Genomic DNA, 25355 nt, shown 5'->3' with positions numbered 1-25355 from the left:
CGTGGCAACCGCCCCCGACGAGGGAACCGCGAAGGTGCTCGAGGTAGCCCGCAAGGGGTAGCTCGAGGAGCGCTTGCACTGGGTGAGGCGTGCCAGGACTCCGGCCGGGTGTTCACCTACGAAGACAGCCGGGCGCTGCGGCCCGGCCCGCCTACATCTCGCAGCGTTTCGGGTAACTCGTCGAACGGTACGGGGCGGTCCGGAGCAAGCCCGCCAAGGGCTGGACGGCCGAACGGGTGGCGCACCCGTACCGGGTGCCGGCCGAGGCCGTCAACATAGCGGCGTCGGCACCGCTCCGGTTCCACGACCTGCCCCGCGGCGCGACCACGATGCTCCTCGCGTCCGAAGCGCCGATGAAGCTCGTCTCCGAGGACCCGCGCTCTTGCGCGAATCCTCTGGTACTGCGGAGGCTCCGGGATTTGAACCCGGGAGGGGGTTGAAGCCCCCAACCGCATTAGCAGTGCGGCGCCATAGACCGGACTAGGCGAAGCCTCCCAACGTGCTCGCCCATCATAGCGTCTCCCCTGAGGGTGCCAACGGCCCGGGTGCCGGACCGGGCGGGGGGGATGGATCACAGCCGCGGCCGGCGGAGCCGGTGCGCTCCGCCGGCGCCGTCTGGTCGGGGAGATCGCCCGTCCCCAGCGCGGCGAGCACCGCGCGCGCGATCTCGCGGCGGCGGGCGTCGTCCGCCACCGGTCGGCCGTCGGCCTCCTGGACGTAGAAGGCGTCGACCACGTCGAGCCCGAGGGTGGCGACGATGGCGGTGGCGACATCGAGCCTCAGCCCGGACAGCGCCCGCACGATCCGGAACAGCACACCGGCCCGGTCGGGGGCGCGCACCTCGAGGACGGTGGTCGAGCCCAGGCCGTCGTCGAAGATGACCTGCGGTGGGCCGGGAGTGGTCCACTGCTTCGCGCCGGAGTAGTCGCGTTCCCGGGCCGCGAGCCGCTCGGCGATGTCGAGGCTGCCGGCGAGGGCGGCCCGCAGGTCCGCGAGCAGCTTCGCCTCCTCCGGCACCCGGCCATGCGGGGCGGCGACCGCGGCCTGCAGCAGCGCGCGCCCATTGGCGCTGCGGGCGGAGGCCCGCCGGATGTCGAGCCGGTTGAGCGCGAGGACACCGGCGGTGACGGCGAGCAGCCCGACCTGGTCGGCGCTGACCACGACGATCTCGAACATCCCCTCGTCGGGCAGCGGATTGACCTGGACGACGTACTCCTCCGGCAGGGCGAGCAGACCGCGCTGACGGTCGTCGAGCCGCGGCGGGCAGGGCACCCGCTCGCCGCCGAGCAGCGCCCGGGACCGTTCGACCAGGTCGTTGATCAGGCGCGCCTTCCAGGCGGTCCACGCGGTCGGCCCGGTGGCCCGGGAATCGGCCTCGGTCAGGCGGTGCAGCAGGGTGAGGAGCCGATCGCTGCCGGCGGCGGTGGCGACGGCCTGGATGGTCGCGAGATCGTCGATGTCCCGCCGTGTGGCCGTCTCGCCGAGCAACAGGTGGTGGCGGACCATCGCAACGAGCACGTCGACGTCCTCGGCGGGCAGCCCGAGCCGGGGGCCGATCCGCCGGATCTGCTCGATGCCGGCGTCGGTGTGGTCCCCGGGGAAGCCCTTGCCGATGTCGTGCAGGAGCGCGCCGAGCAGCAGCAGGTCGGGGCGGTCCACGTCGCGGGTGAACGCGGCGGCGCGGGCCGCGGTCTCCATCAGGTGCCGGTCGACGGTATAGCGGTGGTAGGGGTTGCGCTGCGGGCGGCTGCGCACGGCGGCCCACTCGGGCAGCAGCCGGACCAGCAGGCCGACCTGGTCGAGGGACTCGAGCACGCCGACGGCGGCATCGCCGGTGGCGAGCAGGGCGACGAGCGCGTCGCGCGCGGCGGGCGGCCACGGCTGCGGCATCGGCGGCGCTTCAAGGGCGAGCCGGTCGACGGCGTAGCGGCCCAGCGGCAGCCCGGTGCGGGCGGCGGCCGCCGCGACGCGCAGGACGAGGGCCGGGTCCTTCGCCGGTTCGACGTCGAGGGCGAGCTGAATCTCGCCGCCCTGGTCGATCACCCCCTCGTCCAGGGGACGCCGGACGGGACGCCGGCCACGCCAGCGGGAGGTGTTGCGCAGCCCGGCGGCGGTGCGGTACCAGGTCGCGTCCCAGGCCCAGGAGATCGTCCGGCCGGCGTCGGCGACGGCGTGGGCGAGCGCCATCGAGTCGGCGTAGCCGAGCGCGGTGGCCACCGCCGTGGCGTCCTGCAACAGCAGCCGGTCCTGCGGGCGGCCGGCGCCGAGCCGGCGGATCTCGCCGCGGGCGTCGAGCAGCACCCCCGCGGCGGCCAGCACCCGGTCGGAGGGGACCTCCGCGACCCAGGCCGCGGCGAGGGCGTGCAGGGCGTGCACGTCGCGCAGCCCGCCGCGGGACTCCTTGAGGTCCGGTTCGAGCAGGAAGGCCACCTCACCGAGCCGGGCGGCCCGCTCGGCCACGGCGGCGGCGAGGTCGGGCAGTCGTTTCGGGGCGCGGGTGCGCCAGCGGGTGCGGGCGCGGCGGGCGAGGTCGGCGGTCAGCGCCGCGTCGCCCGCGACATGGCGGGCGTCGAGCAGACCGAGCGCGGCCTTCAGATCGTCGTCGGCCACCGTGATCGCCTCGTCGACGGTGCGCACGCTGTGGTCGAGGCCGATGCCGGCGTCCCACAGCGGATACCAGACGGCGTCGGCGACGGCGGCGATGTCCGGGTGGGCGCCGTCGTGGAGGAGGACCAGATCGAGGTCGCTGCCGAAGGCCGGCTCCGCTCGGCCGTAGCCACCGACGGCGACGAGAGCGACGCCGGGGCCGGGATCGCCGAACAGTTCGGTGAGGGCCTCGTCGGCCAGGTCGGTGAGGATGCGGCGCAGCTGCGGCCCGGTCACCGCGGGCAGCTGACCGGACCGCCCCCTGAGGATTTCCAGACGGTCCCTCATGGCTGTCCTCCTCCGGCTTCGGCCGTTCCAACAGACCCGGCCCGCGCGGGCCGGGCCGACACATGGCGCGGCACCGCGTCGATGATCGTGCGGTGCCGCTTCATGTGATCGGGCAAGGAGGAAACGCCCGGGCCGGGGCCCGGAGCGTCCGCGACCTCTGGTGTTACCTGCGTGGTGCGATTACCGAGTGGTGCCCCGGGCAACCATGTGCTGCCCAGAGCAGTCTGGTGGTGCCCGGATCGGTCGGGTGGTGCCGGAGCCGCCACGTGGTGCCCTGGAGCCGCCACGTGGTGCTACAGCGCGTCGGCGCCTCGCTCCCCGGTGCGCACCCGGACCACGGAGTCGACCGGGACGACCCAGACCTTGCCGTCGCCGATCTTGCCGGTCTGGGCGGCCGACGTGATCGCGGCGACCAGGTCGTCGGCGGCCTCGTCGGCCACGACGACCTCGATCTTGATCTTCGGAACGAAGTCGACCTTGTACTCCGCGCCGCGGTAGACCTCCGTGTGGCCCTTCTGTCGGCCATAGCCCTGGACCTCGGAGATCGTCAGGCCGTGCACCCCCAGGTTCTCCAGCGCCGCCTTCACGTCGTCGATCTTGAAGGGCTTGATGACGGCGGTGACCAGCTTGGTCATGCCTTGGCCTCCTCAGGCACCTTGACAGGGGTGACGCTGGAGGACAGTGAGCCGCCCCCACCGATGGAGGTGAACCGGTAGGCCGTCTCGCCGTGCAGCGACTCGTCCATGCCGGTGATCTGGTCCTCGTCGCTCAAGCGCAGCCCGATCGTGTACTTGATCAGGAGTGCGATGAGTGCCGTCACGACGGCCGAGTAGCCGAGCGTCGCGCCGACGGCGAGGGCCTGCTCGCCGAGGACGCTCCACGGACCGCCGTAGAAGATGCCGTCGTGGGCCAACGAGTTGGTGTCCACGGTGGCGAAGAAACCGGTGAGCAGGGCGCCGAGCACACCGCCGACGAGGTGGACCGCGCCGACGTCGAGCGAGTCGTCGATGCCGACCTTGCCCTTGATCGAGGTGGCCAGTGCGCAGACGACGCCGGCGATGGCGCCGATCGCGATCGAACCCATCGGGGAGACGTAACCACAGGCCGGGGTGATGGCGACGAGACCCGCGACCGCACCGGACGCGGCGCCCAGCGTGGTGGCCTTGCCGTCGCGGATCTTCTCGATCGCGAGCCAGCCGAGGATCGCGACACCGGTCGCGATCTGGGTGTTGAGCAGGGCGTACCCGGCGACCTTGTTCGCGCCCAGCGCCGAACCGGCGTTGAACCCGAACCAGCCGACCCACAGGATGCCGGTGCCGAGCAGGACGAACGGCACGTTGTGCGGGCGGAAGTCCCCGCTCGGCCAGCCGGCCCGCTTGCCCAGGACCAGGGCCAGCGCGATGGCGGCGATACCGGCGTTGGCGTGGACGACCGTGCCACCCGCGAAGTCCATCGCGCCGCGCTCCAACAGCCAGCCCTTGCTCGCCCACACCCAGTGCGCGATCGGCGAGTAGACCAGCAGTGACCACAGCGTCACGAAGATCGCGAAGGCGCTGAACTTCATGCGGTCGGCGACGGAACCGGTGATGAGCGCGGGGGTGATGATCGCGAACATGAGCTGGAAGGCCACGAACACGACATACGGGATCGCGTTGTCGCTACCGGACAGGTCCTGCAGCGCAAAGAAGTCGAACCCGCCCCAGAAGCCGTTGCCCTCCCCGAAGGCGATGCTGAAGCCCACGACCGACCACACGAGCGTGACGATGCCGATGCAGAAGAAGTTCTGCATGATCATGCCGAGGACGTTCTTCGCTCGGACCATGCCGCCGTAGAAGAACGCCAGTCCGGGCGTCATGAACAGCACGATCGCCGAACTGATGAGCATCCACGCGGTATCGCCCGAATCCAATTGGTCCATGTCTCTCCTGTCATCCCCCCGCGCGTCGCGCGGACTGCGGTCCCCGGTCCCCGGCCACGCTGCGCTCGTCCCGGATCCTTCGGGTCCGAAGAGTCGATAAGATCTGTTCCCGACCTGTGTCTTAGCTGTTTCTGACGTGTGAAATCGCTAAATTGGGCGGCCTGTGGCCCGTTTTGGTCGCCTAGCGGTGGGCGCACGGAGACTCTCCGACCGGTTCGGCGTGCTTCCGTGACTGTATAACTGCGTACAGTTACCGTTCGGCGGTGTGAGCAGTGTCCCTACGGAGGGCTGGCATAGCGTCGGCGAACCGGACCCCGAGACCCGCCACCCCAGCGCCGTCGGCCGGCGCGTTCCCATTGACCTCGGCGGATCCGCCGAGCCCGTCCTGCCCATCCCACGACAACGACCGGGCGGATCGAACCCGCGTCCCGGCAGCCCGAAAGTCGCAGCAGGCAAATCGGCAGCCCACGCCAACGTCGCAGATCCGAAAGTCGCAGGCCTCATTGTCCTTGGCCTGGCCGGCATTCTCCTCGCCGGCCCCGCGACCGTCGCCGGCCCCGCCGGTTCCGCCTGGGCGGCGCATGCCCCGTCGGCCACTTGGCCGAAGTCGCAGAGCCTCGCCGACGTCCAGGACGAAATTGGGCGCACGCGCGCAAAGCTTGATGGATCGGCCCGACAGACGGCGAGCGCCACCGAGGCCTTCAACGCCGAACGGATCCGGCTCGCCGAGGCGGAGCGGGCCGCGACGGCCGCCGCCGCCCGCGTGGACCGGGCGGACCGGGCGGTGCGCGAGGCCGCGGACCAGCACCGGGGGCTCGCCGTGTCGGCGGACCGCGCGGGTGGCTTCGCCCAGCTGTCGCTGCTGCTGACCGGCGATCCTCGCCGGGCCCTCGACCGGGCGGGCGCCGTCGACGCCCTCGCCCGCCGGCAGCGGGTGGCGGGCACCGGCCTGCGGCTGGCCCGCCGTGATCTCACCGAGGCCCGGCGCAGCGCCGACGCTGCCCTCGTCGGCAAGAAGAAGATCGTTGCGGATCTCGCCGCGCGCAAGCGGACCATCGAGGCCGCGGCCGACGAGCAACGCGGCCTGTTGCAGCGGCTGGAGTCGCGCTACGCCGAGCTGGAACGGCAGGCCCGGGCCCGGCAGGCCGCCGCCCAGCGAGCCCGGCAGGCCGCCGCGGCCGCGGCGGCGGCCGCGGTGGCACGCCAGGCGGCGGCCGAGCGGGCCCGCTACCGCCAGGAGTCCGGGGTGGCCGCGGTGGCTGGCCGGGCCTTCGTCGCGGCTCCGATCACGGCGGCGGCGGCCGCGCCGGTGGGCGGCGGCGGCGCGGCGACCGCGGTGCGAGAGGCATACGCCCAGCTTGGGAAGCCCTACGTGTGGGGGGCCGAGGGGCCGGGAACCTTCGACTGCTCCGGGCTGACCCAGTGGGTCTGGGGGAAGGCGGGCGTCGCGCTCAGCCACTACACCGGATCACAGTGGGACGAGGGACGTCGGGTGAGCCGCGCCGCTCTCATCCCCGGGGACCTCGTCTTTTTCTACCCCGATCTCGATCACGTCGGGATTTACGTGGGGAGTGGGAAGATGATCCACGCTCCCCGCACCGGCGAGGTGGTCCGAGTGGAGAAGGTCTGGTGGTCGAGCTTTCAGGGAGGCATCCGGCCGGGGGCCTGACGCCGGCCACCCGGGGGGATCAGTGGCCGGCAGTCCGTGTACCGGCAGTCCGTGTACCGGCAGGGCAGGGTCAGTGGTCCACGTAGACGAGAGCCGCCGTGCTGCGACTGATCTCCGCGTCGCTCTGACCGTTCGGGGAGACGACGTGGATCAGATCGCCGCGGGAACCCGGCATGATCTGGGCGCCGGGCACGATCGCGGCATCCTGCAGCCGACGCATGGCGCCCTCGTCGGTCTGCAGCCGCTCGGAGATCCAGCTCACCGTCACCGGCCGGCTGCCATCCGCGGCAGCCCGGTCGGCGGAGGCCAGCAGGCTGACGGGAGCGGCGGTGGGCCGCGGCGCGTCGCCGTGCTGGGCGGGCGGAATCTCGTTGCCGAACGGGCAGCGCTTCGGATCACCGAGCAGGACGGTCAGCCGGGCCTCGACCTCGTCGGAGATCACGTGCTCCCAGCGGCACGCCTCGTTGTGCACCAGCGCCCAGTCGAGCCCGATGACCTTGGTGAGCAGCAGCTCGGCCAGCCGGTGCTTGCGCATGACGGCGGTGGCCCGCAGCAGACCCTTCTCGGTGAACTGGACGGTCCGGTCGTCGGCGAGGGAGACGAGTCCCTCGTTGGCCATGCGAGCCGTCGACTCGCTGGCGGCGGGCGCGCTCACGTGCAACCGCTCCACCAGACGCGCGCGTAGCGGGGGGATGCCCTCTTCCCTCAGTTCGTACAGGGTGCGGAGGTACATCTCGGTACTGTCGATCAGTCCAGTCACCGGTCTCCTTCGTCCCATCCAGAGTACGCCCCGTCCACAGGTCGCAAGGGCCATGCGTCCTGTGTACGCAGTGTCCCCCGGACAGTTTCCCGCGCGGGCCCGACCCGGCCGCATACCGGTCCGGTGCCCCGCTGGCAAGCCGGCCCCGGACGGGGGCTCACCCGCCCGGGGCGCCGTCGACGACCGCACTAGAATCGACACCATGAGCACGACTCAGATCGCACCTGAGACGTCGGACACCCGCACGGACGAGGGCGACGACCACTCCCACTACGCCCGCCGGGAGGAGATCGTCCGCGCGTCCATCGAGGGCGGTCGAGTCACCGCGCTCTGCGGCTACAAGTTCGAACCCGTCCGGGACCCCTCGAGGTTCCCGATCTGCCCGAAGTGCAAGGAGCTCGTCGAGATGGCCCAACAGTTCGGTTGACCGGCCGGTCCTCGGCGGCCGGGACGGCGAGTGCGCCGGCCGAACTTCGTAGCGGTGGGTGACCGATCGCCCACCCTCGGAGGGTGGCCGTGGTGTAGCGCCGCGCGGAAGAAGAAGTGGAAGAATCGGGACAGGCGGCCGATCTTGCAGGTAATTGCGCAGTCCTGAAGGTGTTGCCTCCCCCGGCATCCCGTCCGGTGGCCGTACGATCGCCACGGCGTCGATCCGATGCCCCCTCCGCCCCAGTAGCTCAGTGGATAGAGCGACCGCCTCCTAAGCGGTAGGCCGCAGGTCCGATTCCTGCCTGGGGCACGTTCGCCTACGGTTCAGGGAGTTTCCGAGTCGGGCCACGCCCGCGGGAGGCGCTGTCGTGCAGCCGCGCCCACAGCCTCGGAGCGAGTGGCGCGCGGGCGTCGGCGGGAGAGCGGCGGCCCGTCCGCCACGGTTGGCCCGCCGGGCGTGGGCGCAGCCGGAACGTGCTCGCATGTGTGGCGTCTGCGCCCCTGGTGGGGTCAGGATCTGAGTATCTGGTGGGAAAGTCATCAAAAGGTCTGAAGTGCGCATAATCCGTTCCCTCCAGGCGTCGACGCTTCGCCGGATCGGCGGCGGGCCCAGCGATGGCGCGGCGTTTCCGCGTCGCCGGACCGGACCGGACCATCGGCTCCGTCCCGGGTGTGACGATCATGGAGAGTGGCTCGTGACGAGTCGGGTACCGCGGCGGGACGATGGTCATGGACACGGCGTGGCAAGGGCCTGCGGGGCAGAAGCGAGCGGGGCGGAGGCAGTCGGGACAGGGGCAGTCGGGACAGGGGGCAGGCGGCGGCGGGGTGGCCCGCCGCGAGCGGGACGGGTCGGGGTGATCGTGGGGTCGGCGTGAGCGCCCCAGGCCAGGGTGAGGCCGACGGGTCCGGGCAGGCGGCCGCGGCCAATCCGGCATACAGCGTCACGGTCCGGGTGCCGCGCGGGGCGCGGGCCGACATCGACGCGGTCATCGCCGCCAGTCCCGGCACGATCACCTGCTATGCGGACGAGCCGGACCCGGCGGGCCGCCGGATCACTCTCGACGCGGACAGCGGCCCGACGCTGACGTGGCTGCTGCGTGCCCTGCGTAACCGCCTCGGCGCCGACCTGCTCCAGACCGAGGACCCGGTCTTCGTCGTCGCGGCGACAGGCAAGCTCACCCAGTCCCTGTGCGCGTCGGTGACCACGGGGCACGATCTCGCGCTCCTCGACGCGGACGCGGACCGGCGGGTCATCCGTCATCTGGCCACCCACCCGACCCACACCGATCTGTTCACCGGGCGGCCCCGCCGAGTGGCGCTGCTCTCCGACGCCAGCGCCGTGCTGGACTTCGAGCCGCTCGCCGCCGAGGCGGCCCTGCCGGCGGTGGAGTCCCAGGCGGTCCACCTGCACCGGGCGACCGGTCTCGACGTCATCCCGATGCCCATCGCCGCGCGGGACGCCGCCGAGCTCGGCCGGGCGATCGGCATGCTCGCGCCCGGCTTCGCCGCCACGGTTCTGGTCCACACGCACGTCAGCCACATCGACGCGGTCCGCGCGGTGCCGCGGCCGGGCGCCACACCGCTGCTCGACACCGTCAACGACGGCCTCGCCGTCGCCGCCACCGCCGCCGTCCTCAACCACCTGCGCGGCCGGGGGCTGCGGCCGCAACGGGCCCGGGTCGCCGTCGTCGACCCGGCCCGCGGCGGCGACCTCGCCGGCCTGCTCCTCGCCGCCGGGATCCGGGATCTCACCCTGTACGACCCGCTCGCCTACGGGATCCAGCCGCTGCACCGGCTCGCGGCCCACCTCGACCTGCTTGTCGACCTCATCGGCCTCGCCTCGCCGCCCGAGCAGGTGCCCGTGTTGCGGACCCGGCCGGAGACGCCCCCGCCGCTGGCCTCGGCCACCTCCGGTCCGCGCCCGCTGCACGCCCTGCCCGGCCTGTTGCGCGCGGCGGTGCGGACCCACCGGCCCATCAGCACGGCGGCGCGGTTGGCCGCTGTCCAGGCGTTGGTCGACCTGACCCCGCCCGGCGGCCTGCTGCCGCCCGTCGACCATCCGCGCCTGACCCCGGCCGTCGCCGACGCGGCCGCCCGGGCACTGGCCGCGGACTGACGGCGCGGCGGCACGTGCGCGGGCGGCACGTGGCGCGCCGGGACCGGCCGAGGATCGGCCGAGGATCGGCCCGCGACCGGACCTGAGGCCGGCGGACGGCCGCTCAGTCGGAGGCGGCGGGCACCAGATCGAGCAGTGCCTGGGCGGCGAGCTCGTAGCCCAGCGGGCCGAGGCCGACGATGACCCCACGGGCCAACGCCGACAGGATCGACTCGTGCCGGAAGGACTCCCGTGCCCAGACGTTCGACAGATGCACCTCGATCCACGGGTTCGGATAGTTCGCGAGTGCGTCCCGAAGACTCCAGCCGTACATCATCAGCGCGCCGGGGTTGACGATCGCGCCGACCGAGTCGTAGTTATCCTGAATGGCGTGGATTAGCTCGCCCTCGGATTCCCGCTGAACGGAGACCAGTTTCCAGCCGCGGTCGGCAATCCGAGCGGTGACGGCGGATTCAATGTCGGCCAGAGTGGCCGTGCCGTACACCTCGGGCTGCCGCCGGCCGAGTATGCCCAGGTTCGGGCCGTTTACCAGAAGAAGCGTGCTCACCAGACCTCATCACTCTTGCCGACCGGCCCGGTCGGCCGGCGCCCCGTGGACGATATCGCAGCTATGGTGCGGTCATCACCGGGTCACATAGGTTCGGGAATGACGCGACCGAGTGTGCCGGCAGTGTGCGTATAGTGTATTGATTGTCCTTGCGTTGGTCTTTTGGTAGTTCCGTCCGGGGGACGGCAGACCAGTCGGGGGCGTTGGGGTACGGTCCGTCGCGCACCTATCGCGTAGATTCTTCAGGCAGCTCACGGTAATGAACCGTCGACGGGCCGGGATCCTTGCGCGAACCTTATCGTCACGTAAGAAAAGGGTGGGGACCATGAGCGGTGTAGTGCGACGCGCACCGGAGTTGCCGGCCTGGCCGCAGTACTCCGACGAGGAGCGCGACGGTCTGATCCGGGCCTTGGAGCAGGGTCAGTGGTGGCGCATGGGCGGCAGCGAGGTCGACAGCTTCGAGCGGGAATTCGCCGTCTATCACGGCGCCGACTACGCGCTCGCCGTCACGAATGGCACCCACGCCCTCGAGCTCGCCCTTCAGGTGCTGGGTGTGGGCCCGGGCACCGAGGTCATCGTCCCGGCGTTCACGTTCATCTCCTCCTCCCAGGCCGCGCAGCGCCTCGGCGCGGTCGCCGTGCCGGTCGACGTCGACCTGGACACCTACTGCATCGATCCCGAGGCGGCGGCTGCCGCCGTCACCCCCCGTACCAAGGCGATCATGCCGGTGCACATGGCCGGTCAGGTCTCCGACATGGACGCCCTGGCGAAGCTGTCCGCCGACACCGGCGTCCCGCTGATCCAGGACGCCGCGCACGCGCACGGCGCCCAGTGGCAGGGGCGAAAGGTCGGCGAGCTCGGCTCGGTGGCGGCGTTCAGCTTCCAGAACGGCAAGCTGATGACCGCGGGTGAGGGCGGTGCCGTCACCTTCCCGGACTCCGGGCTGCACGAGGCCGCGTTTCTGCGGCACAGCTGCGGGCGGCCCCGGACCGACCGCCGGTACTTCCACCAGACCTCCGGGTCGAACTTCCGGCTCAACGAATTCTCCGCCTCGGTTCTGCGCGCCCAGCTCGGTCGCCTGGCCGGCCAGATCGACACCCGCGAACAGCGGTGGCCGGTGCTCGCGAGCGCGCTCGCGACCATTCCCGGCGTCGTGCCGCAGGGCCGCGACGAACGCTGCGACCGTAATCCGCATTACATGGCGATGTTCCGCCTTCCCGGATTCAGCGAACAGCGGCGTAACGCGTTCGTGGACGCTCTCGTCGAGCGGGGTCTGCCCGCCTTCGCCGCGTTCCGGGCGATCTACCGTTCCGACGGGTTCTGGGAGACCGGCGCCCCGGACGAGTCAGTGGACGACATCGCGAAGCGGTGCCCCAACACCGAGGCGCTGAGCGCCGACGGCGTCTGGCTGCACCACCGGACGCTGCTGGGCACCGAGGAGCAGATGCACGAGGTTGCGGCGGTCGTGGCCGACACCCTGGCGGCACAGTGACGGCGGCGGCGCCGGTGCGGGTCGCCGTCGTCGGGCTGGGCTGGGCCGGCCGGTCCATCTGGCTGCCCAGGCTGCGGGAGCACCCCCGGTTCGCGGTGGCCGCGGCGGTCGATCCCGATCCCGCCGCCCGCGCCTCGGTGGCCGCCGCGCACCCGGACCTCGAACTGCTGGCCGACGTCGCCGAGCTCGGCTCGGCCCGGTTCGACCTCGCCGTCGTGGCGGTGCCCAACCATCGGCACGCCGACATCGCCGAGCGGCTGCTGACCGCCGGCATCCCGGTTTTCCTGGAGAAGCCGGTCTGCCTGAGCTCGGCGGAGGCGGACCGGCTCGCCGCGGCCGAACGAGCCGGTGACGTCACCCTGCTGGCCGGCAGCGCCGCGCGCTACCGGGCCGACGTCAGCCGGCTCTACGAGGTCGCGGCGGGGCTCGGCGCGATCCGCCACATCGACCTCGCCTGGATTCGCGCCCGTGGCATCCCAGACGCGGGCGGCTGGTTCACCCGCCGGGAGCAGTCCGGTGGCGGCGCGCTGGTCGACCTCGGCTGGCATCTGCTGGACACGCTCACCCCCCTGCTCGGCAGCGTCGACTTCCACCAGGTGGTCGGGACGACGTCCGACGACTTCGTCAGCGACGGTGCGTGGGCGGCGTCCTGGCGCCACGGCGCGCAGGCCGCTCCCGCCGGGGGCGGGGACGTGGAGGACACGGCGCGCGGTTTCCTGGTGACCGAGGACGGGACCTCGGTGTCCCTGCGGGCGAGCTGGGCATCGCACGAAGCCCGCGACCTCACCGCGATCAACGTCGAGGGGGCCGCCGGCACCGCCTCGCTGCGCTGCACCTTCGGCTTCGGACCGAACCGGCAGGACCGCTCGGTCCTGTCCCTGACCCGGACCGGGCAGACCACGGCGGTGCCGCTGCCGGACGAGCCGATCGGGACCGAGTACCGCCGCCAGCTCGACGAGCTGCCGGCGATGCTGGCCGACCCGGCCGCCCGGGGGCGGGCGATCGCCGAGGTCCGGCCGACGATCGCGGCCATCGAGCGCCTCTACGACTCGGCGCGCTCGCACCGGTCCGCGCCGCAGCTCGTCCGCGCGGGCTGATGACGTCGCGCGTATAAAACACCGATTTTCTATTCGTCGAGCCCGGGGGGGCATGTGGGAACGGACCTGGGGGGCCGGCCGGTGGCCGGCGGCGCGCACCGGCAGACAGTGATCTTCGATCTCGACGGCGTGCTCGTCGACAGTTTCGGCGTGATGCGGCAGGCGTTCACGATTGCCTACGCGGAGGTCGTCGGCCCCGGCGAGCCGCCGTTCGAGGAGTACAACCGCCACCTTGGCCGCTACTTCCCCGACATCATGCGGATCATGAACCTGCCGCTGGCGATGGAGGAGCCGTTCGTGCGGGAGAGCTACCGGCTCGCCCGCGAGGTGGTTCTCTTCGACGGCGTGGAGGAGATGCTGCGCCGGCTGCGCGCCCGTGGCCACGGGTTGGCGGTCGCCACCGGTAAGTCCGGCCCGCGGGCCCGCCACCTGCTCGGAGAACTCGGCGTGCTGTCGTTGTTCGACCACGTGATCGGCTCCGACGAGATTGCGCGGCCGAAGCCCGCCCCGGACATCGTGCTGCGCGCGCTCGACCTGCTGGGAGCGGCGCCGGCCGAGGCGATGATGCTCGGTGACGCGGTCGCGGACATCGACAGCGCCCGCGCCGCCGGGGTCATGGCGGTCGCCGCGCTGTGGGGCGAGACGGACGGCGTCGAGCTGCTCGCGGCCCGCCCGGACGCGGTGCTGCACCGCCCCGCGGAGCTGCTGGCGCTGCTCGGCGAGGACGGCACCCGGGCGACTGCGGCGGTCTCCGGCTGCGGTGCGGCGGACCGGGCGGCAGCGGACCGGGCCGCAGCGGGACCGGCCGCGTCGGATGCGCTCGTCGCGGGGTCGGTCGACGTCCCCACCGCACGTGGGGACCTGCTGGCCGGACCGCCGACCCTGGCGACCGCGGCCCACCGGGCCGGGAGTCTACTCGGGCGCGACTGACCCCACCGAGGGACGGCCGGACCGCACCGGCCGTCCCTGCCGCACCCCGCGGCGATCCGGCCCGGCCTCGCCGCGGGCGGGTCGGTCAGGGCGCCTGGCGCGCCAGCAGGATCGCGCCCGACAGGGACGACAGGCCACCAAGCACCGCGGCCCGCACCGGCGCGGGGGGATGACCCGGGCGCCCGAGCTCGCGGGCCTGTTCGTCGACGGCCTGGGCGAACCCGGGCAGTCCATCCGCGAATCCGCCGCCGACCACCGCCATCGCGGGATGGAGCAGCTCGGTCAGCCCGACCACGGCGACGGCGACCGCCTGCGCGCTCTCCCGCACCGCCCGCACCGCCCAACCGGTCCCCGCGAGCCAGGCCGCGCGTAGCTCGGCGAAGGTGACCTCCTCGCGGGCCGCCGATCCGCCGGTGCCGCCGACATCGCCGGCACGGTGCCGTGCCGCCCGGCGCAGGGTGGCGGGGCCGCTGGCTGTGGCCTGCACGCAACCCTGCCGTCCGCAGGTGCACGGCGGGCCCCCCGCGGAGATCACCAGATGCCCGATCTCGGCCGAGCCGCGGCCCGGCCGTGGGCAGGGCCGGCCGTCCAGCACGATCCCGCCACCGACGCCCGTCCCGAGGCCGAGGTACACCAGGTCCGGGCAGCCGGCGGCATTGGCCTCCGCGAGCGCGGCGAGGTCGCCGTCGTCAGCCCAGACGACGGCCGCCCCCGGCACGAGGCCACGCAGGGCGTCGGCCAGCGCCAGTCCCGTCCAGCTCGGTCGGCCCGGCCAGGTCGTCACCCGGCCGGCCGGATCGATGGTCGCCGGCATCGCCACCCCGACCGCGGCCACCGGCCCGGCCCACCTCGCCCGCAGGGCGGCCACGTGGGTGGCGAGATCGCCGAGGTCGCAAGCGGCGCTCGCCGACGGCGTCCAGCGGAACGTCGCCTCGACCGCGGTGACGGCGCCCGCGGCAGTACGGACGCCGTCCGGGGCGCTGGCATGGGCCGGGGCGCTGGCGGGTGCGGTGGCCTGAGCGGGTGCGGTGGCCTGAACGGGTGTGGTGGTGTCGGCGGGTTCGATGCGCAGCGCGACCTTGGTTCCGCCGACGTCGATGCCCAGGACGCCGGGCGTCACCGGCGGGGCGAGGGTGTGCATGCGGAGCCTCCCAGGCCGTCAGGCGTGGTCCGCCGGGCCGAGTTCGAAGAACGACCGGTACAGGTCGAGCTGGTGGGCGAGCATGTGGATGCCCGGATGAGTCGGCAGCCCGAGCGCGCTGGCCGCCTCCAGCAGCCGGGTCCGCGGCGGTTTCATGATGATGTCGGCGACGACGCAGCCCGCCGGCAGCGCGTCGGGTGGGAAGGGCAGCGGGTCGCCGGGGCGCAGGCCGAGCGGGGTGGCGTTCACCGCCAGGTCCGCGTCGCCCAGCGCCGGTTCGGCCGCGGCGATGGCCCGGCCCGGCCAGTGCTCGTCCAGCCGGGCGAGCAGCTGCACGCACTTCGTCCGGTCCGGGTCGTAGACCGACAGCGGCCCGCAGCCGGCGTCGAGCAGCGCGACCGCGATCGCGCTGCCGGCCCCGCCGGCCCCCATCAGCGCGACCCGCCGGCCGCGCACCGGATGGCCGGTGGCCGTCAGCCCGTGGACGAAGCCGGCCCCGTCGAAGTTGTCGGCCAGCCAGCCGCCGCCGGGCAGCCGGCGCAGCACGTTGGCGCTGCCGCTGATCCGCGCGGCAGGGCTGCGCTCGGTGGCCAGCACGCAGGCGGCGACCTTGTGCGGGATCGTGACGAGGATGCCGTCCAGGTTCACGATGGCCGCGAGTCCGCGCAGGACGGTGGCGAAGTCCGCCGGTCGGGCGTGCACCGGGACGAGGACGGCGTCGATCCCGAGCCGGGCGAACAGCGGGTTGAGCAGCGATGGCGCCTGCACCTGGGCGACCGGGTCGCCGATGACCGCGTACAGCCGGGTGGCGCCGCCTACCGGCCGCGTCGCGGGGGCCGGGGTTGCCGGGGCCGGAGAGGAAGAGGTCGGAGACGTCACGCCGCGTCCTCGCGGGGCATCGCGGCGAGCGTCGCCAGCACCAGCTCCTCGTCGACGTCGGGCACGAGTTCCGGCGCGGGCGCGCCGTCGAGGACGAAGGTCAGCCCGGTGTTCGTCGACTTCTTGTCCAACCGCATCACGGCGATGAGCTCGGCGGGCTCCACCCCGGCCGGCAGGGCACTGGGCAGCCCGTAGCCCTGCACGACGTCGAGGTGTTCGCGGACGCGCTCGGACCCGATCCGGCCGAGTGCCCCGGCGAGCCGGCCGGCGAACACGGTGCCCACGGCGACGGCCTCGCCGTGGCGCAGCGCGTAGTTGGTGGTGCGTTCCAGGGCGTGCCCCAGGGTGTGCCCGTAGTTGAGGATGTGGCGCAGGTGCGAGTCGCGCTCATCGCGGGCCACGACCCCGGCCTTGAGCGCCACGCTCGCCGCGATCTGCTCGGCGACCGGCCGGCCGAGCAACCCGGGTGCCCCGATGAAGTGGGCCCGCGCGATCTCGCCGTAGCCGTTGATCCATTCCCGGCGCGGCAGGGTGGCCAGGTAGTCGGTGTCGCAGAGGACGGCGCTGGGCTGCCAGTAGGCGCCGACGAGGTTCTTGCCGGCGGGCAGGTTCACCGCGGTCTTCCCGCCGACGCTCGCGTCGACCTGGGCGAGCAGCGAGGTCGGCAGGTGCACGACGGCGACGCCGCGGTGGTACAGCGCGGCGGCGAGCCCCACGACGTCGGTGGTCGTCCCGCCGCCGCAGGAGATGACGACGTCCGAGCGGGTGAGCCCGAAGTCCGCGAACCGGCTGCACAGCGCCTCGACGTTCGCCAGGGTCTTGTCCGCCTCGCCGTCGCGGGCGGGCAGCCGCAGCGCCGGCACGCCAGGGTCCGGCACGGCGTCGAGGGGACGGGCGGAGACGATGACAGCCCGCCTCGCGCCGAGGCGGGCCACGACGTCGGGCAGGGTCCGGCGGACGCCGGCGCCGATGTCGACCGAGTAGCTGCGTGGGCCGAGTTCCACCGGGACGCGCCGGTGGTCGGCGGCGATCCGCTCGATCGGGCTGATCGGCTGGGTTGCAAGCATGCCCGTCACGTTTCGTCTCCGGATCCGCGAGGTGTCGTGGCCATCCGCCGTGCTCCCCGATGGTCCGCCGCGGCGCCTGCGCCCCAGTCTGCCGAAGTGCTGCTCGGACGCCCCAACCGGGGCACCTGCCCGAAGATCCCGTTGTGTTCCGGTCGTTGCGGCCGGACCCGGTCGGCTGACCGGGGTCCGTCGAACGCCGGCCGGCTCGTGCACCGTGCACGCAGAGTAAGGTCGAGCGGTGGGATCAGACGACGGCGCGAGGCTCGCCGCGGCGCTGGGGCTCCTGCTCGCGCGGCCTACCCGTATGCGGCTGTTCGGGGATCTGCTGGCCGCGGGCGACGTGAACCTGGACGAGGCGACCTACCCCGTGCTCAGCGGCCTGGCGCGGACGGGGCCCACGACCGCGCGCAAGCTCAGCACGGAGATCGGCATCGACCGGTCGGTGGTCAGCCGGCACAGCGATCGGCTCGAGGCGCTTGGACTGCTGCGTCGCTCGGCCGATCCCGACGACGCCCGGGCCACCCGGCTCACGCTGACCGACGAGGGGAACGCCGCCATCGAGCGGCTGCGTGGTCGGCTGGCCGGCGCGTTCCAGCGCCGGCTCGACGCCTGGCCGGCCGAGGACGCGCGCGCCTTCGTCGCGGGCCTGGAGCGCTTCGTCGAGGAGAACCTGGCCGAGCGGGGCCGGTAGGCGGGTTTCCGAGACGAGAACGGGGCAAGGCAGGTCCGCGGCCGATCGCGGCGGGGGCCGTCGGCGATTCTGGCAGGGCCGCCGACGGCGGATTGCGGCCGGGCCGGCGGTGGCGACCCATCTCACGGTCGGTGGCGCTTTCGGGTGGCCGACACCTCCGCGCGGCGCGCTTTTCGCGAGGATCTGGGACACCGGCGTAAATCTGCGTCAGGCTCTGTGGCCACGGGCCGGTTCTCCGACCGCAGATCCGTCGAGAACACTGGATAGTTCGTAAACGAGGAGTCCGTGATGAGCAAGCCGACCCCCGCGACCAGCGCCGATTCCGGGTCGCTTCCCGCCGGAACGCCCGCTGGCGCGCCGGGCATGGCGTCGGGCGGGTGGATCGCAGCGCGGGGCGGGGATGGTCAAGGGCGCTCCACGCCGGCGCCGGATGTGCCGGAACAGGCCGGGCCCTTTCCCTCGGGTCCCGACGGCACCCCGCGTGTTCCGTACCCGGACAATGGTCCTGCCCAGCAGGAATACGGCTCACTGGCGGCGCCGGACGAGGAGCTGCCCGGCGCCCGGGCACTGTGGATCCTCGCGTTCACCTTCGCCGTCCTCGGCCTGTTCTTCCCGCTCGCTGGGCTGATCGCGATCGGCTGCGGGGCTCTGGCCTGGCGAAAGGGCAGCGGACGCGGCAAGATCGCGACCTTCGTCGCGATCGCGACGACCCTGGTCGGGCTCATCCTCACGATCGTCTTCCTCGCCACCTGACCGCGGCCGGGGCGCCGGGCCGCGGGTGCCGGTGGCGCGCCGTCGAATTGCCGCCGCGTGGTGGATGGTCAGTGGGCAGATTGTTTGATCGCGGACCTTCAGTGCCCAGCCTGGTCGGGCGGCCGATCATCGGTATGCTGACCGTCGGGAGACGGCCGGCCGGTGTCTTCCCGCCCCGGCCCGTGGTGGTTTTCCGTGGTCCGGGCCGTCGATGAGGGGGCTCGTCCCAAGCGCGGCGGGCGGACGTCCCGTCGGCAATCTGTATCAGCCGGTGGCCTCTTTCCACCGACCGACGCCGTCCTGGCCGGCCGGCGGTTCTTTCCTGGCGCGGAATGCTGGTCGGGAACGCGGCGGGGTCCGTCGGCTCACCGCTGGACCGCCTTTCGTGGGACCGGCCGGCGGCACGTGACTGCGGGATTTCCGGTGTCCCCGACCCTCACCGCGATCCTGGCTGTCGCGCCAGACCTGGTCGGCGGTCGCGCTGGTCGGCGTGGCATGAAGGCCGTGTGCGCGGGGGGTGAGCTGGCCGGCGCCGGGCCGTGCGGAGAGCCCCGCCCGGTGGCGCCTCGGTGGCACAGGTGAGGCCGCCCAGCTCGGGGGGTGCCGGGCGGCCTCTGGACTGATGATGACATTCAACGGGTCACCGACACAAGTCCGCCGGGCTCGTTGCGACCGTGCCGGCGGTCAGTCGGGCCAGGATGCGCCGCTTTGGACCAGGTCGACCAGCAGGCCCGAGCCGGCATCCAGGTACGCCCCGACCGGATGGCCCGCATCCGGCCTGACCTGCTCGACCGTGGCCCCGGCTGCGACCGAGGCGCGCAGCTGGGCCGCGACGTCGTCGACCACGTAGCCGATGGCGAAGAGGCCCTCGCCGCGCCGGTCGAGGATCTCGCGGGCCGTCCCCGGTTGGCAGCCGGGTTCGACCAGCTCGACGAGGCTGGTGCCGAGTCGGCCGATCGCGACCCTGGTGCCGTCGAGTGCGACGGGCCGGCCGCGGCGCACGGCGGGCCCGGACAGCGCCAGGGTGCGCCAGGAGTCGATGCCGAGCGAGACGGTGTAGAGCTCGCGGGCGAGATCCAGATCCGTGACCACGATGCCGAAGTGATGGAACGTCAGCCCGGCCAGCAACGACTCGACGGCGCCGATGCCGGTGAACCGTGAACCGGCCGGTGCGCAATCCCCGGCGCCGTGCCGTGCTGGGGCGACCCCCGTCTGCACACGGACCTGGGGGTGAAAGATCGATTCGGTTGTCACGACGCCCCTCCCACGTCCCACCGGCATCGGGGGAGCGCGACCGAGATCGTACCGTCGTCCTGCGCGCCCTGCGTCCCAGCGGCGTCCCAGCGGCGTCCCGGCCGGCTGCCAGGCACGATGATGCATCCCATGCCGACCTTCATCGAGAAGCCGACCGTCGTCGAGGCTGCCGGGAACCTTCCAAAGATCATTCGTGAGTACGTGGGCGGGGTGAACACCGGCACCCGGACCCTGAGCATCGCGCACATGTCGAGTCCGGGTGGCTGGGCCGAGCCTGGCCAGCGGCCGGAGTTCGACGAGTACACGATCGTCCTGCGCGGCTCGGTGACGGTGGAGCACGCCGGCGGGGTCATCGAGGTTGCGGCGGGCCAGGCGGTGCACACCGCCGCCGGGGAGTGGGTCCGCTACAGCACGCGGGGCGCGGACGGCGCGGACTACATCTCGGTCTGCCTGCCGGCCTTCCTGCCAGAGACCGTCCATCGTGACGAGGACGAGTAGGCGACCGTTTGTTGCACGTGCAACGAAATGTCGTACCGTTGACGGATGAGCGGACCCGTCTCACCCGTCGACGTCGCTCCCGGGCCGGGGGACCCGCCGGTGCCGCCGCCCGCCCTGGCACCGGCACCGGACCGGGCCTCGGTGGCCGGGCCGGAGCTGGAGGTCGTCGACGGGCGGGCGGCCGATGTGAGTGGCATCCCGGTGCGGCGGGTCCTGCCAAGGCGGGTCCGGCGGACCATCGGCGCCTGGTGCTTCGTCGACCACATGGGCCCGACGGCGATCTCACCGTCGAACCCCGTCGCCGTGGGGCCCCATCCGCACATCGGGCTGGCCACCGTCACCTGGCTGCTGCACGGCCGCCAGGTGCATCGGGACAGCCTGGGCTCCGAGCAGGTCCTGCGGCCGGGTGAGCTGAACCTGATGAGCGCTGGGCACGGGGTCGCCCACGCGGAGGAGTCCGAGGATCACCGGGGCGAGCTGCACGGCGTGCAGCTGTGGGTGGCGCAGCCCGAGCACACCCGGCACGGCCCGCCCGCCTTCGCCCACCACGCCGACCTGCCCGTCGCCCGGTTCGGGGCGGCCGAGGTGACGGTGCTGCTCGGCGAGCTCGACGGCAACGTCTCCCCGGCGCGGACCGACACCCCGCTGGTCGGCGCCGATCTAGCGCTGCGGGCCGGTGGCACCGTCCTGCCGCTGCGGCGCGACTTCGAACACGGCCTGGTCGTCCTGGCCGGGTCGGTGGAGGTCGGCGCGCAGGTCCTGCGCCCCGGCCGGCTGGGCTACCTGGGTGCCGGGCGCGACGAGCTGCCGCTGAGGGCCGGCGAGGGCGCCCGCGTGCTGCTGCTCGGCGGGGAGCCGTTCGCCGACCGGCTGGTGATGTGGTGGAACTTCGTCGCCCGGTCCCGGGCCGAGATCGACGTCGCCCGCGCCGACTGGCAGGCCGGCGCGGACCGGTTCGGCGCCGTGGCGACCAACGCCCGGCGGATTCCGGCGCCCGAGCGGCCCTGGGCGGCCGGCTGACCCGGCGCACGCGCGCCTGGCCCTGCCGCCCGCACCGCCGCCGTCGCGCCGCCGAGGCCGCGGCGACGGAACCCGGGTTACTCGGCGGCCAGGCCGTCAGATCGGCGGCCAGGCCGTCAGAGCTTGAGCTTCTTGACCTGTGCGGCGATGGTGTCGACGTCGGAGTAGGTGACTCCGAGCAGGCCGACCTGCTTCCAGCGCAGCACGCCGTCCGCGTCGACGAGGAAGACCGAGCGGCGCAGCCCGAGCCCGGGCACGGCGATCCCGTACGCCTTGACCGCCGTGCGTGCGGTGTCGGCGAGCAGGGGAAAGCCCAGGCTGTGCCGGCGGGCGAACCCCTCGTGGCTGTCCAGGTCCTGCGGGCTGATGCCCCACACGAGGACGCCGAGGTCGGCGAAGATCTCCAGGCCCGCCGAGTAGGAGCACATCTGCCTGGTGCAGACCGGCGTGTTGTCGCCGGGGTAGAAGGCCAGCACGACGGGATGCCCGCGCTCGGTGGACAGGGTGTACTCGCCGTCTTGGCGCTCGCCGTCTGCGAGTACGAGACCCGGCAGGCTGAGGTCGGGCGCCTGGTTGCCCACGGTCGGGGTGGCCACGTCAGGACCCCGCCCGGCACGGGTGCGAGGCCCCGGACGGGCCCGCCGCGCCGCCGCCGGGACGCGTGGCCGGGGCGGCGGGGACGAGCCGGGGCGGGCGGGTGCTGGGGGCGGTTCGGGACAAGCGCGCTCCTTCTCCTGCCGCCGCGGCCAGCGGGTCGGGCGGGTGCCGATTTTCGCAACAGTACCGGTGACAGAATGCGGCACGCCAGCCCGCATCGACGTCGCCACCGCTACCCCGCCCGTCCCGCCCGCCCGTCCCGGTCGGCGTCAGAAGACGGCCGGTTGCGGCGTCCCGCCCGTGCGGGTCAGCAGCTCGTCGAGGTCGTAGTCGTACCAGCGCCGCAGCGGCGTCGGGGAGTTGGTCCGACCCCACTCGTACATCCGGCGCTGGGCCTCGAAGGAGCCGTCGTGCCAGCGCCGCAGCACATCCCCGAGCCGCAGCGGCGCGGGCAGGAAGTCGGCCCCGCCGAGCAGGCCGGCGAGCCGCTCGACGGCGGCAGCCGGGGTCAGCCGGCCGGCCTCCACGTCGACCATCACCGCGCTCAGGGAGTCGAAGAACGGCTGGAACTCCGGCAGGTCCGGGCAGAAGGTGCCCAGGTGCGGGGCGTCGAGCAGCCGGTCGAACAGGGCCCGGTCGCCCTTCTCGAGGTAGCCGAAGTACGTCCCGACGATCCGGGCGATGCCCATGTTCCAGCCGAGGAACCACACCTTCGACCAGGCCCGCCACAGGTCGAAGTCCCGGAACGAGACGTACGAGCCGTGCACGAGCTTGTCGTTGACGTCGAGGATCGTCTGGTTGAGCGTGTCGATGTGGCCGAAGCGCTCGGCGGAGAAGTCGTCGTCGGCGAGCGCGGCCAGCAGGGTCGGGGTGAAGGCGTAGATCACCTGCATGGTGTTGGCCATGCCGCGGGAGAACAGCGCGTCGATCGCCCCGGCGGCGTGGCTCATCATCGCCCAGCGGTCGCCGACCGTGCGGGTGCTGGAGTACTGGGTGCGCCCGGTGGAGACCCAGTCCCAGGCGGGCCGGGCACCGGCGAACTGGCGGGCCACGCTGGGAAAACGGTCGAGGTAGGCGGCCCACTCCTGCTCGGCGGTGAGCCCAGGCTCCTTGGGGAAGCGGCTGGCATCCAGGTTGAGCCCGACGCTGCACAGCGGGTTGGTGGCCTTGCGGTGGTTGTCGAACGGGATGACCCACAGCCAGCCGCCGTCGAAGATGTGGTGCAGGGTGCCCTGGTGCCACAGCGACGGCTGGCCGCTGGGGGTCGTCACGTCGTCGAACGGGGTGACGCCGACCATGTGGGTGAACAGCGTCCGGGAGTTCGTCCGGAACCGGCAGGGCTCCTCACGCAGGGCGAACTGGTTCGCGAGGACCGAGTTGCGGCCCGACGCGTCCACGACGTAGCGGACCCGGATCGTCTCGCCGGACCTCGTCGTCAGCGTCGCCGCGTCGGCGGTGAAGTCGACGCGCTCCACCATGGTCCGCTGGCGGGGTTCCGCTCCGTAGCGGACCGCGGAGTAGAACAGGTAGGAGTCGATGTCCTGGCGGTGCATGTGCATTTCCGGGCCGTTCGGGAACTCCGAGACGCTGCACTGGGTGACTTCCTCGGGGTTCTGCACCTGCCCGTCCCGGTGGTACACGAAGCCGAAGTTGCGCTTGACCCCGCAGGCCGAGGTGACGTGCGAGCGCACCCCCTCGAAGCTGCTCACGTGGCCGAGCTCGGGTACGTCGAACCGCTCGGCGAGCAGCTTCAGCAGGTAGGTCGTCTCCCCGATCGTCGACTCGCCGAGCGCGAACCGTGGGTGGGTGCCGCTGTCGACGAGGACCACGCTGTGACCGTGCCGGGCGAGGATGTTGGCCAGTGTCGAGCCGGCGATGCCGCTACCGAGGATGGCAACCGAATAGTCGTACCCGCTCATTACGAGACTCCCTGGACGCCGCTTACACGAAGTGGGCCGGCTGCGTCCGCCCTTCCTCATAAAGATCACAATCATCGCAACCGGTGAACAAATAACACCTAACCAGCTCGACGGATCGCGGTTGCAACAAACGGCACATCAATGCCAATGCGTAAGCGACGATCCTAAATCGGAGCTTTCGACTATATGTCGGTAATGCGTAATTTGGTCGAATGGTCCGACTGGGTCGGGGGAGTTTGCCGCCTGTGACCTGCGCGGACGGGACTCCGGTTGCCCCGGCGTCGGGTCGTATTGTGAATCATTTGTTTCCCAACCGTTGTTCCGGTAATGCCGGCACGCACACCGGCCGAGCACGGATCATCGGATCTTGCTAGTGGTCGGCAACCGGGCGGCGCCCGCGCCCCGCGTCGTTCTCGCAGGTCTCCGGGGGCCGCGGGTCCGCGTCGGACCGGACCTCGATGAGCCGGACGGACCGCCAGTTGGCCAGCATCGTCCGCCCGTCCGCGAGGTGGAGCTGCTCGACCTCGCAGCGGAAGACTGCCTGGGCGACCCGCCTGCGCAGTTCGTCCGGATCGGCGCCCGCCGGCAGGGGGTAGGGCTGCCCGCCGATCACGATCTGCACTACCACGGCCCAAAAGTCGTATGCCTGTTCGATTCACGCGAACGCCGGTGGCCCGGACGGGTCATGCGCCGGCCGATGAACACCGCTGCCCGCCCGCCGCCGGCCATCGGGGCGCGCCCGGCCGGTGCCGGGTGGCCAGGGGCCGGGGTGGTGGCCGGCAAGGAAGAACCATTCTGGTATCAGATGGAGGCGTTCGGCCGGCCGGAGGCTCGCGCCGGGAGCACGATCGTGGTCGTGGTCCCCCGCCGCTGGCGCGCCCCGCCGGTGGCGACGCGATGGTCCGGGAGGGCGTGCGGGTGGTAGGGGGCGTGCGGGTGGGAGGGGGCTTGCGGGTGGGAGGGAACGTGAGCCACGTCAGCGAGGCTGCCGTGGCCGTTCCCCGATCACCGCTGGCCCGGGTCTTCGACGACGCGTTGCTCACCGCCGGCGCCCGCGCAGACGTGGGTGATCGTGTCGTGGCCTTCGTCGACCTGGCCCGGCGCCACCAGGAGCCGGGCCGGCACTACCACACCTTGCGGCACGTCGCGGAGATGTCCGCGGCGCTGCGGGTGCTGCTCGCCGCCGAGCGTCGGCCGCCGGCGGAGCGCGCCGCGCACGTCTGCGTGCTCGCCGTGTACTTCCACGACGCCGTCTACCAGCCGCGGTTGGCGGACAACGAGCAGCGGTCCGCGGAGCTGGCGATCGACGTGCTCGCCCGGCTGGGCTGCCCCGCCGCGATCGGGGCGGCGGTCGCCCGGCTGGTCCTCGCCACGGCCTCGCATCGGTCGAGTCGCGACGATGAGGCCCTCGTCAACGACGCCGACCTGCGGGTTCTGGCCCGCCCGCCGGCCGCCTACGATCGCTATGTGCGCCGGGTCCGCCGGGAGTACGGCTGGCTCGGCGAACAGGCCTGGCGCGAGGGGCGGGCGCCGCTCCTGCGCGGCCTGTTGGACGGTCCGCTTTACGCGACCGCCTGGGCGCGGCGGAACTGGGAGCCGCTGGCCCGCCTCAACCTGGCCCGTGAGCTGCACGCCCTCGACTGA

Annotated in this window: 23 protein-coding genes and 2 tRNA genes; 12 read left to right on the top strand and 13 right to left on the bottom strand. The window is 72.8% G+C overall.

Annotated features, from left to right (window positions below):
* Window positions 1-404: 404 nt before the first annotated feature.
* The 4 genes from FRAQA3DRAFT_RS19120 to FRAQA3DRAFT_RS19105 form a co-directional block, all read right to left on the bottom strand.
* Window positions 405-495 (bottom strand) — tRNA-Ser (locus FRAQA3DRAFT_RS19120).
* Between the two features lie 15 nt (window positions 496-510).
* On the bottom strand, window positions 511-2934 hold the full coding sequence (locus FRAQA3DRAFT_RS19115; RefSeq protein WP_009740695.1) for a [protein-PII] uridylyltransferase: 2424 nt from the start codon (window positions 2932-2934) through the stop codon (window positions 511-513).
* A gap of 293 nt (window positions 2935-3227) precedes the next feature.
* A complete protein-coding gene (locus FRAQA3DRAFT_RS19110; RefSeq protein WP_009740694.1) occupies window positions 3228-3569 on the bottom strand; it encodes a P-II family nitrogen regulator in 342 nt (113 codons plus the stop codon).
* Window positions 3566-4852 carry an ammonium transporter gene (locus FRAQA3DRAFT_RS19105; protein WP_009740693.1) on the bottom strand — a complete coding sequence of 429 codons (1287 nt, stop codon included), beginning with the start codon at window positions 4850-4852 and terminating at the stop codon, window positions 3566-3568. Before FRAQA3DRAFT_RS19105 ends, FRAQA3DRAFT_RS19110 begins: the two co-directional genes overlap by 4 nt.
* 265 nt (window positions 4853-5117) lie before the next feature.
* Here FRAQA3DRAFT_RS19105 and FRAQA3DRAFT_RS19100 point away from each other — a divergent pair, with 265 nt between their 5' ends.
* Window positions 5118-6521: an NlpC/P60 family protein gene (locus FRAQA3DRAFT_RS19100; RefSeq protein ID WP_009740692.1), complete on the top strand. Its 1404-nt coding sequence runs from the start codon at window positions 5118-5120 to the stop codon at window positions 6519-6521.
* A gap of 70 nt (window positions 6522-6591) precedes the next feature.
* Here the strand turns inward: FRAQA3DRAFT_RS19100 and FRAQA3DRAFT_RS19095 are convergent, their stop codons facing one another.
* Entirely contained in the window at window positions 6592-7281 is a 690-nt protein-coding gene (locus FRAQA3DRAFT_RS19095; RefSeq protein WP_009740691.1) for a metal-dependent transcriptional regulator, read from the bottom strand.
* 202 nt (window positions 7282-7483) lie between these two features.
* Between FRAQA3DRAFT_RS19095 and FRAQA3DRAFT_RS19090 the strand changes: the two genes are divergently transcribed.
* The 3 genes from FRAQA3DRAFT_RS19090 (at window position 7484) to FRAQA3DRAFT_RS19080 (ending at window position 9826) form a co-directional block, all read left to right on the top strand.
* Window positions 7484-7708, top strand: coding sequence for a DUF3039 domain-containing protein (locus FRAQA3DRAFT_RS19090; protein WP_011602139.1), 225 nt, complete (start codon window positions 7484-7486; stop codon window positions 7706-7708).
* 239 nt (window positions 7709-7947) lie between these two features.
* Window positions 7948-8020: transfer RNA gene (locus FRAQA3DRAFT_RS19085), tRNA-Arg, on the top strand.
* Between the two features lie 561 nt (window positions 8021-8581).
* The gene (locus FRAQA3DRAFT_RS19080; protein ID WP_009740689.1) at window positions 8582-9826 is read left to right on the top strand and encodes a hypothetical protein; all 1245 of its coding nucleotides are present in this window, start codon (window positions 8582-8584) and stop codon (window positions 9824-9826) included.
* Window positions 9827-9929: 103 nt separating this feature from the next.
* Here the strand turns inward: FRAQA3DRAFT_RS19080 and FRAQA3DRAFT_RS19075 are convergent, their stop codons facing one another.
* Complete coding sequence (locus tag FRAQA3DRAFT_RS19075; protein ID WP_009740688.1) at window positions 9930-10373, bottom strand: type II 3-dehydroquinate dehydratase; 444 nt, start codon at window positions 10371-10373, stop codon at window positions 9930-9932.
* A 325-nt stretch (window positions 10374-10698) separates the two neighbouring features.
* Here FRAQA3DRAFT_RS19075 and FRAQA3DRAFT_RS19070 point away from each other — a divergent pair, with 325 nt between their 5' ends.
* Genes FRAQA3DRAFT_RS19070 through FRAQA3DRAFT_RS38840 form a run of 3 tightly spaced genes read left to right on the top strand, consistent with a single transcriptional unit; the run spans window position 10699 to window position 13892 of the window.
* Entirely contained in the window at window positions 10699-11865 is a 1167-nt protein-coding gene (locus tag FRAQA3DRAFT_RS19070) for a DegT/DnrJ/EryC1/StrS family aminotransferase (RefSeq protein WP_009740687.1), read from the top strand.
* A 14-nt stretch (window positions 11866-11879) separates the two neighbouring features.
* Complete coding sequence (locus tag FRAQA3DRAFT_RS19065; RefSeq protein WP_198286930.1) at window positions 11880-12962, top strand: Gfo/Idh/MocA family protein; 1083 nt, start codon at window positions 11880-11882, stop codon at window positions 12960-12962.
* A 54-nt stretch (window positions 12963-13016) separates the two neighbouring features.
* Entirely contained in the window at window positions 13017-13892 is an 876-nt protein-coding gene (locus FRAQA3DRAFT_RS38840) for an HAD-IA family hydrolase (protein ID WP_009740685.1), read from the top strand.
* A gap of 85 nt (window positions 13893-13977) precedes the next feature.
* On the opposite strand, the gene FRAQA3DRAFT_RS19055 is transcribed toward FRAQA3DRAFT_RS38840, so the two are convergent.
* Genes FRAQA3DRAFT_RS19055 through FRAQA3DRAFT_RS19045 form a run of 3 tightly spaced genes read right to left on the bottom strand, consistent with a single transcriptional unit; the run spans window position 13978 to window position 16979 of the window.
* Complete coding sequence (locus tag FRAQA3DRAFT_RS19055) at window positions 13978-15033, bottom strand: ROK family protein (protein WP_009740684.1); 1056 nt, start codon at window positions 15031-15033, stop codon at window positions 13978-13980.
* Between the two features lie 18 nt (window positions 15034-15051).
* On the bottom strand, window positions 15052-15912 hold the full coding sequence (locus FRAQA3DRAFT_RS19050; RefSeq protein ID WP_009740683.1) for a shikimate dehydrogenase: 861 nt from the start codon (window positions 15910-15912) through the stop codon (window positions 15052-15054).
* Window positions 15909-16979, bottom strand: coding sequence for a 3-dehydroquinate synthase (locus tag FRAQA3DRAFT_RS19045; RefSeq protein ID WP_051054389.1), 1071 nt, complete (start codon window positions 16977-16979; stop codon window positions 15909-15911). Before FRAQA3DRAFT_RS19045 ends, FRAQA3DRAFT_RS19050 begins: the two co-directional genes overlap by 4 nt.
* A 238-nt stretch (window positions 16980-17217) precedes the next feature.
* On the opposite strand from FRAQA3DRAFT_RS19045, the gene FRAQA3DRAFT_RS19040 reads away from it, so the two are divergent.
* Together FRAQA3DRAFT_RS19040 and FRAQA3DRAFT_RS19035 are read left to right on the top strand one after the other, a co-directional pair.
* The gene (locus tag FRAQA3DRAFT_RS19040) at window positions 17218-17670 is read left to right on the top strand and encodes a MarR family winged helix-turn-helix transcriptional regulator (RefSeq protein WP_009740681.1); all 453 of its coding nucleotides are present in this window, start codon (window positions 17218-17220) and stop codon (window positions 17668-17670) included.
* Between the two features lie 288 nt (window positions 17671-17958).
* Entirely contained in the window at window positions 17959-18423 is a 465-nt protein-coding gene (locus tag FRAQA3DRAFT_RS19035) for a hypothetical protein (RefSeq protein WP_009740680.1), read from the top strand.
* 684 nt (window positions 18424-19107) lie between these two features.
* Here FRAQA3DRAFT_RS19035 and FRAQA3DRAFT_RS19030 read toward each other — a convergent pair.
* Window positions 19108-19677 carry a VOC family protein gene (locus tag FRAQA3DRAFT_RS19030; RefSeq protein WP_009740679.1) on the bottom strand — a complete coding sequence of 190 codons (570 nt, stop codon included), beginning with the start codon at window positions 19675-19677 and terminating at the stop codon, window positions 19108-19110.
* A gap of 129 nt (window positions 19678-19806) precedes the next feature.
* Between FRAQA3DRAFT_RS19030 and FRAQA3DRAFT_RS19025 the strand changes: the two genes are divergently transcribed.
* On the top strand, window positions 19807-20175 hold the full coding sequence (locus FRAQA3DRAFT_RS19025) for a cupin domain-containing protein (protein WP_035921155.1): 369 nt from the start codon (window positions 19807-19809) through the stop codon (window positions 20173-20175).
* A gap of 45 nt (window positions 20176-20220) precedes the next feature.
* Entirely contained in the window at window positions 20221-21195 is a 975-nt protein-coding gene (locus FRAQA3DRAFT_RS19020; RefSeq protein WP_009740677.1) for a pirin family protein, read from the top strand.
* 116 nt (window positions 21196-21311) lie between these two features.
* On the opposite strand, the gene FRAQA3DRAFT_RS19015 is transcribed toward FRAQA3DRAFT_RS19020, so the two are convergent.
* From FRAQA3DRAFT_RS19015 to FRAQA3DRAFT_RS19005, 3 genes are all read right to left on the bottom strand, one after another.
* Entirely contained in the window at window positions 21312-21791 is a 480-nt protein-coding gene (locus FRAQA3DRAFT_RS19015) for a peroxiredoxin (protein ID WP_009740676.1), read from the bottom strand.
* Between the two features lie 270 nt (window positions 21792-22061).
* A complete protein-coding gene (locus FRAQA3DRAFT_RS19010) occupies window positions 22062-23711 on the bottom strand; it encodes an NAD(P)/FAD-dependent oxidoreductase (protein ID WP_009740675.1) in 1650 nt (549 codons plus the stop codon).
* A gap of 370 nt (window positions 23712-24081) precedes the next feature.
* Entirely contained in the window at window positions 24082-24339 is a 258-nt protein-coding gene (locus FRAQA3DRAFT_RS19005; protein ID WP_009740674.1) for a hypothetical protein, read from the bottom strand.
* A 338-nt stretch (window positions 24340-24677) separates the two neighbouring features.
* Here FRAQA3DRAFT_RS19005 and FRAQA3DRAFT_RS19000 point away from each other — a divergent pair, with 338 nt between their 5' ends.
* Entirely contained in the window at window positions 24678-25355 is a 678-nt protein-coding gene (locus tag FRAQA3DRAFT_RS19000) for a hypothetical protein (protein WP_157467472.1), read from the top strand.

Source organism: Frankia sp. QA3 (assembly GCF_000262465.1).
Classification (GTDB): domain Bacteria; phylum Actinomycetota; class Actinomycetes; order Frankiales; family Frankiaceae; genus Frankia.
This window is presented reverse-complemented; position numbering and strand designations above follow the sequence as displayed.

Bases quoted from the DNA above. Each gene is read 5' to 3' on its own strand.
- FRAQA3DRAFT_RS19090 (WP_011602139.1), top strand. From the start codon at position 7,484: ATGAGCACGACTCAGATCGCACCTGAGACGTCGGACACCCGCACGGAC.
- FRAQA3DRAFT_RS19020 (WP_009740677.1), top strand. From the start codon at position 20,221: ATGAGCGGACCCGTCTCACCCGTCGACGTCGCTCCCGGGCCGGGGGAC.
- FRAQA3DRAFT_RS19110 (WP_009740694.1), bottom strand. From the start codon at position 3,569: ATGACCAAGCTGGTCACCGCCGTCATCAAGCCCTTCAAGATCGACGAC.
- FRAQA3DRAFT_RS19025 (WP_035921155.1), top strand. From the start codon at position 19,807: ATGCCGACCTTCATCGAGAAGCCGACCGTCGTCGAGGCTGCCGGGAAC.
- FRAQA3DRAFT_RS19010 (WP_009740675.1), bottom strand. From the start codon at position 23,711: ATGAGCGGGTACGACTATTCGGTTGCCATCCTCGGTAGCGGCATCGCC.
- FRAQA3DRAFT_RS19045 (WP_051054389.1), bottom strand. From the start codon at position 16,979: ATGCTTGCAACCCAGCCGATCAGCCCGATCGAGCGGATCGCCGCCGAC.
- FRAQA3DRAFT_RS19070 (WP_009740687.1), top strand. From the start codon at position 10,699: ATGAGCGGTGTAGTGCGACGCGCACCGGAGTTGCCGGCCTGGCCGCAG.
- FRAQA3DRAFT_RS19055 (WP_009740684.1), bottom strand. From the start codon at position 15,033: ATGCACACCCTCGCCCCGCCGGTGACGCCCGGCGTCCTGGGCATCGAC.
- FRAQA3DRAFT_RS19105 (WP_009740693.1), bottom strand. From the start codon at position 4,852: ATGGACCAATTGGATTCGGGCGATACCGCGTGGATGCTCATCAGTTCG.
- FRAQA3DRAFT_RS19035 (WP_009740680.1), top strand. From the start codon at position 17,959: ATGAGCAAGCCGACCCCCGCGACCAGCGCCGATTCCGGGTCGCTTCCC.
- FRAQA3DRAFT_RS19115 (WP_009740695.1), bottom strand. From the start codon at position 2,934: ATGAGGGACCGTCTGGAAATCCTCAGGGGGCGGTCCGGTCAGCTGCCC.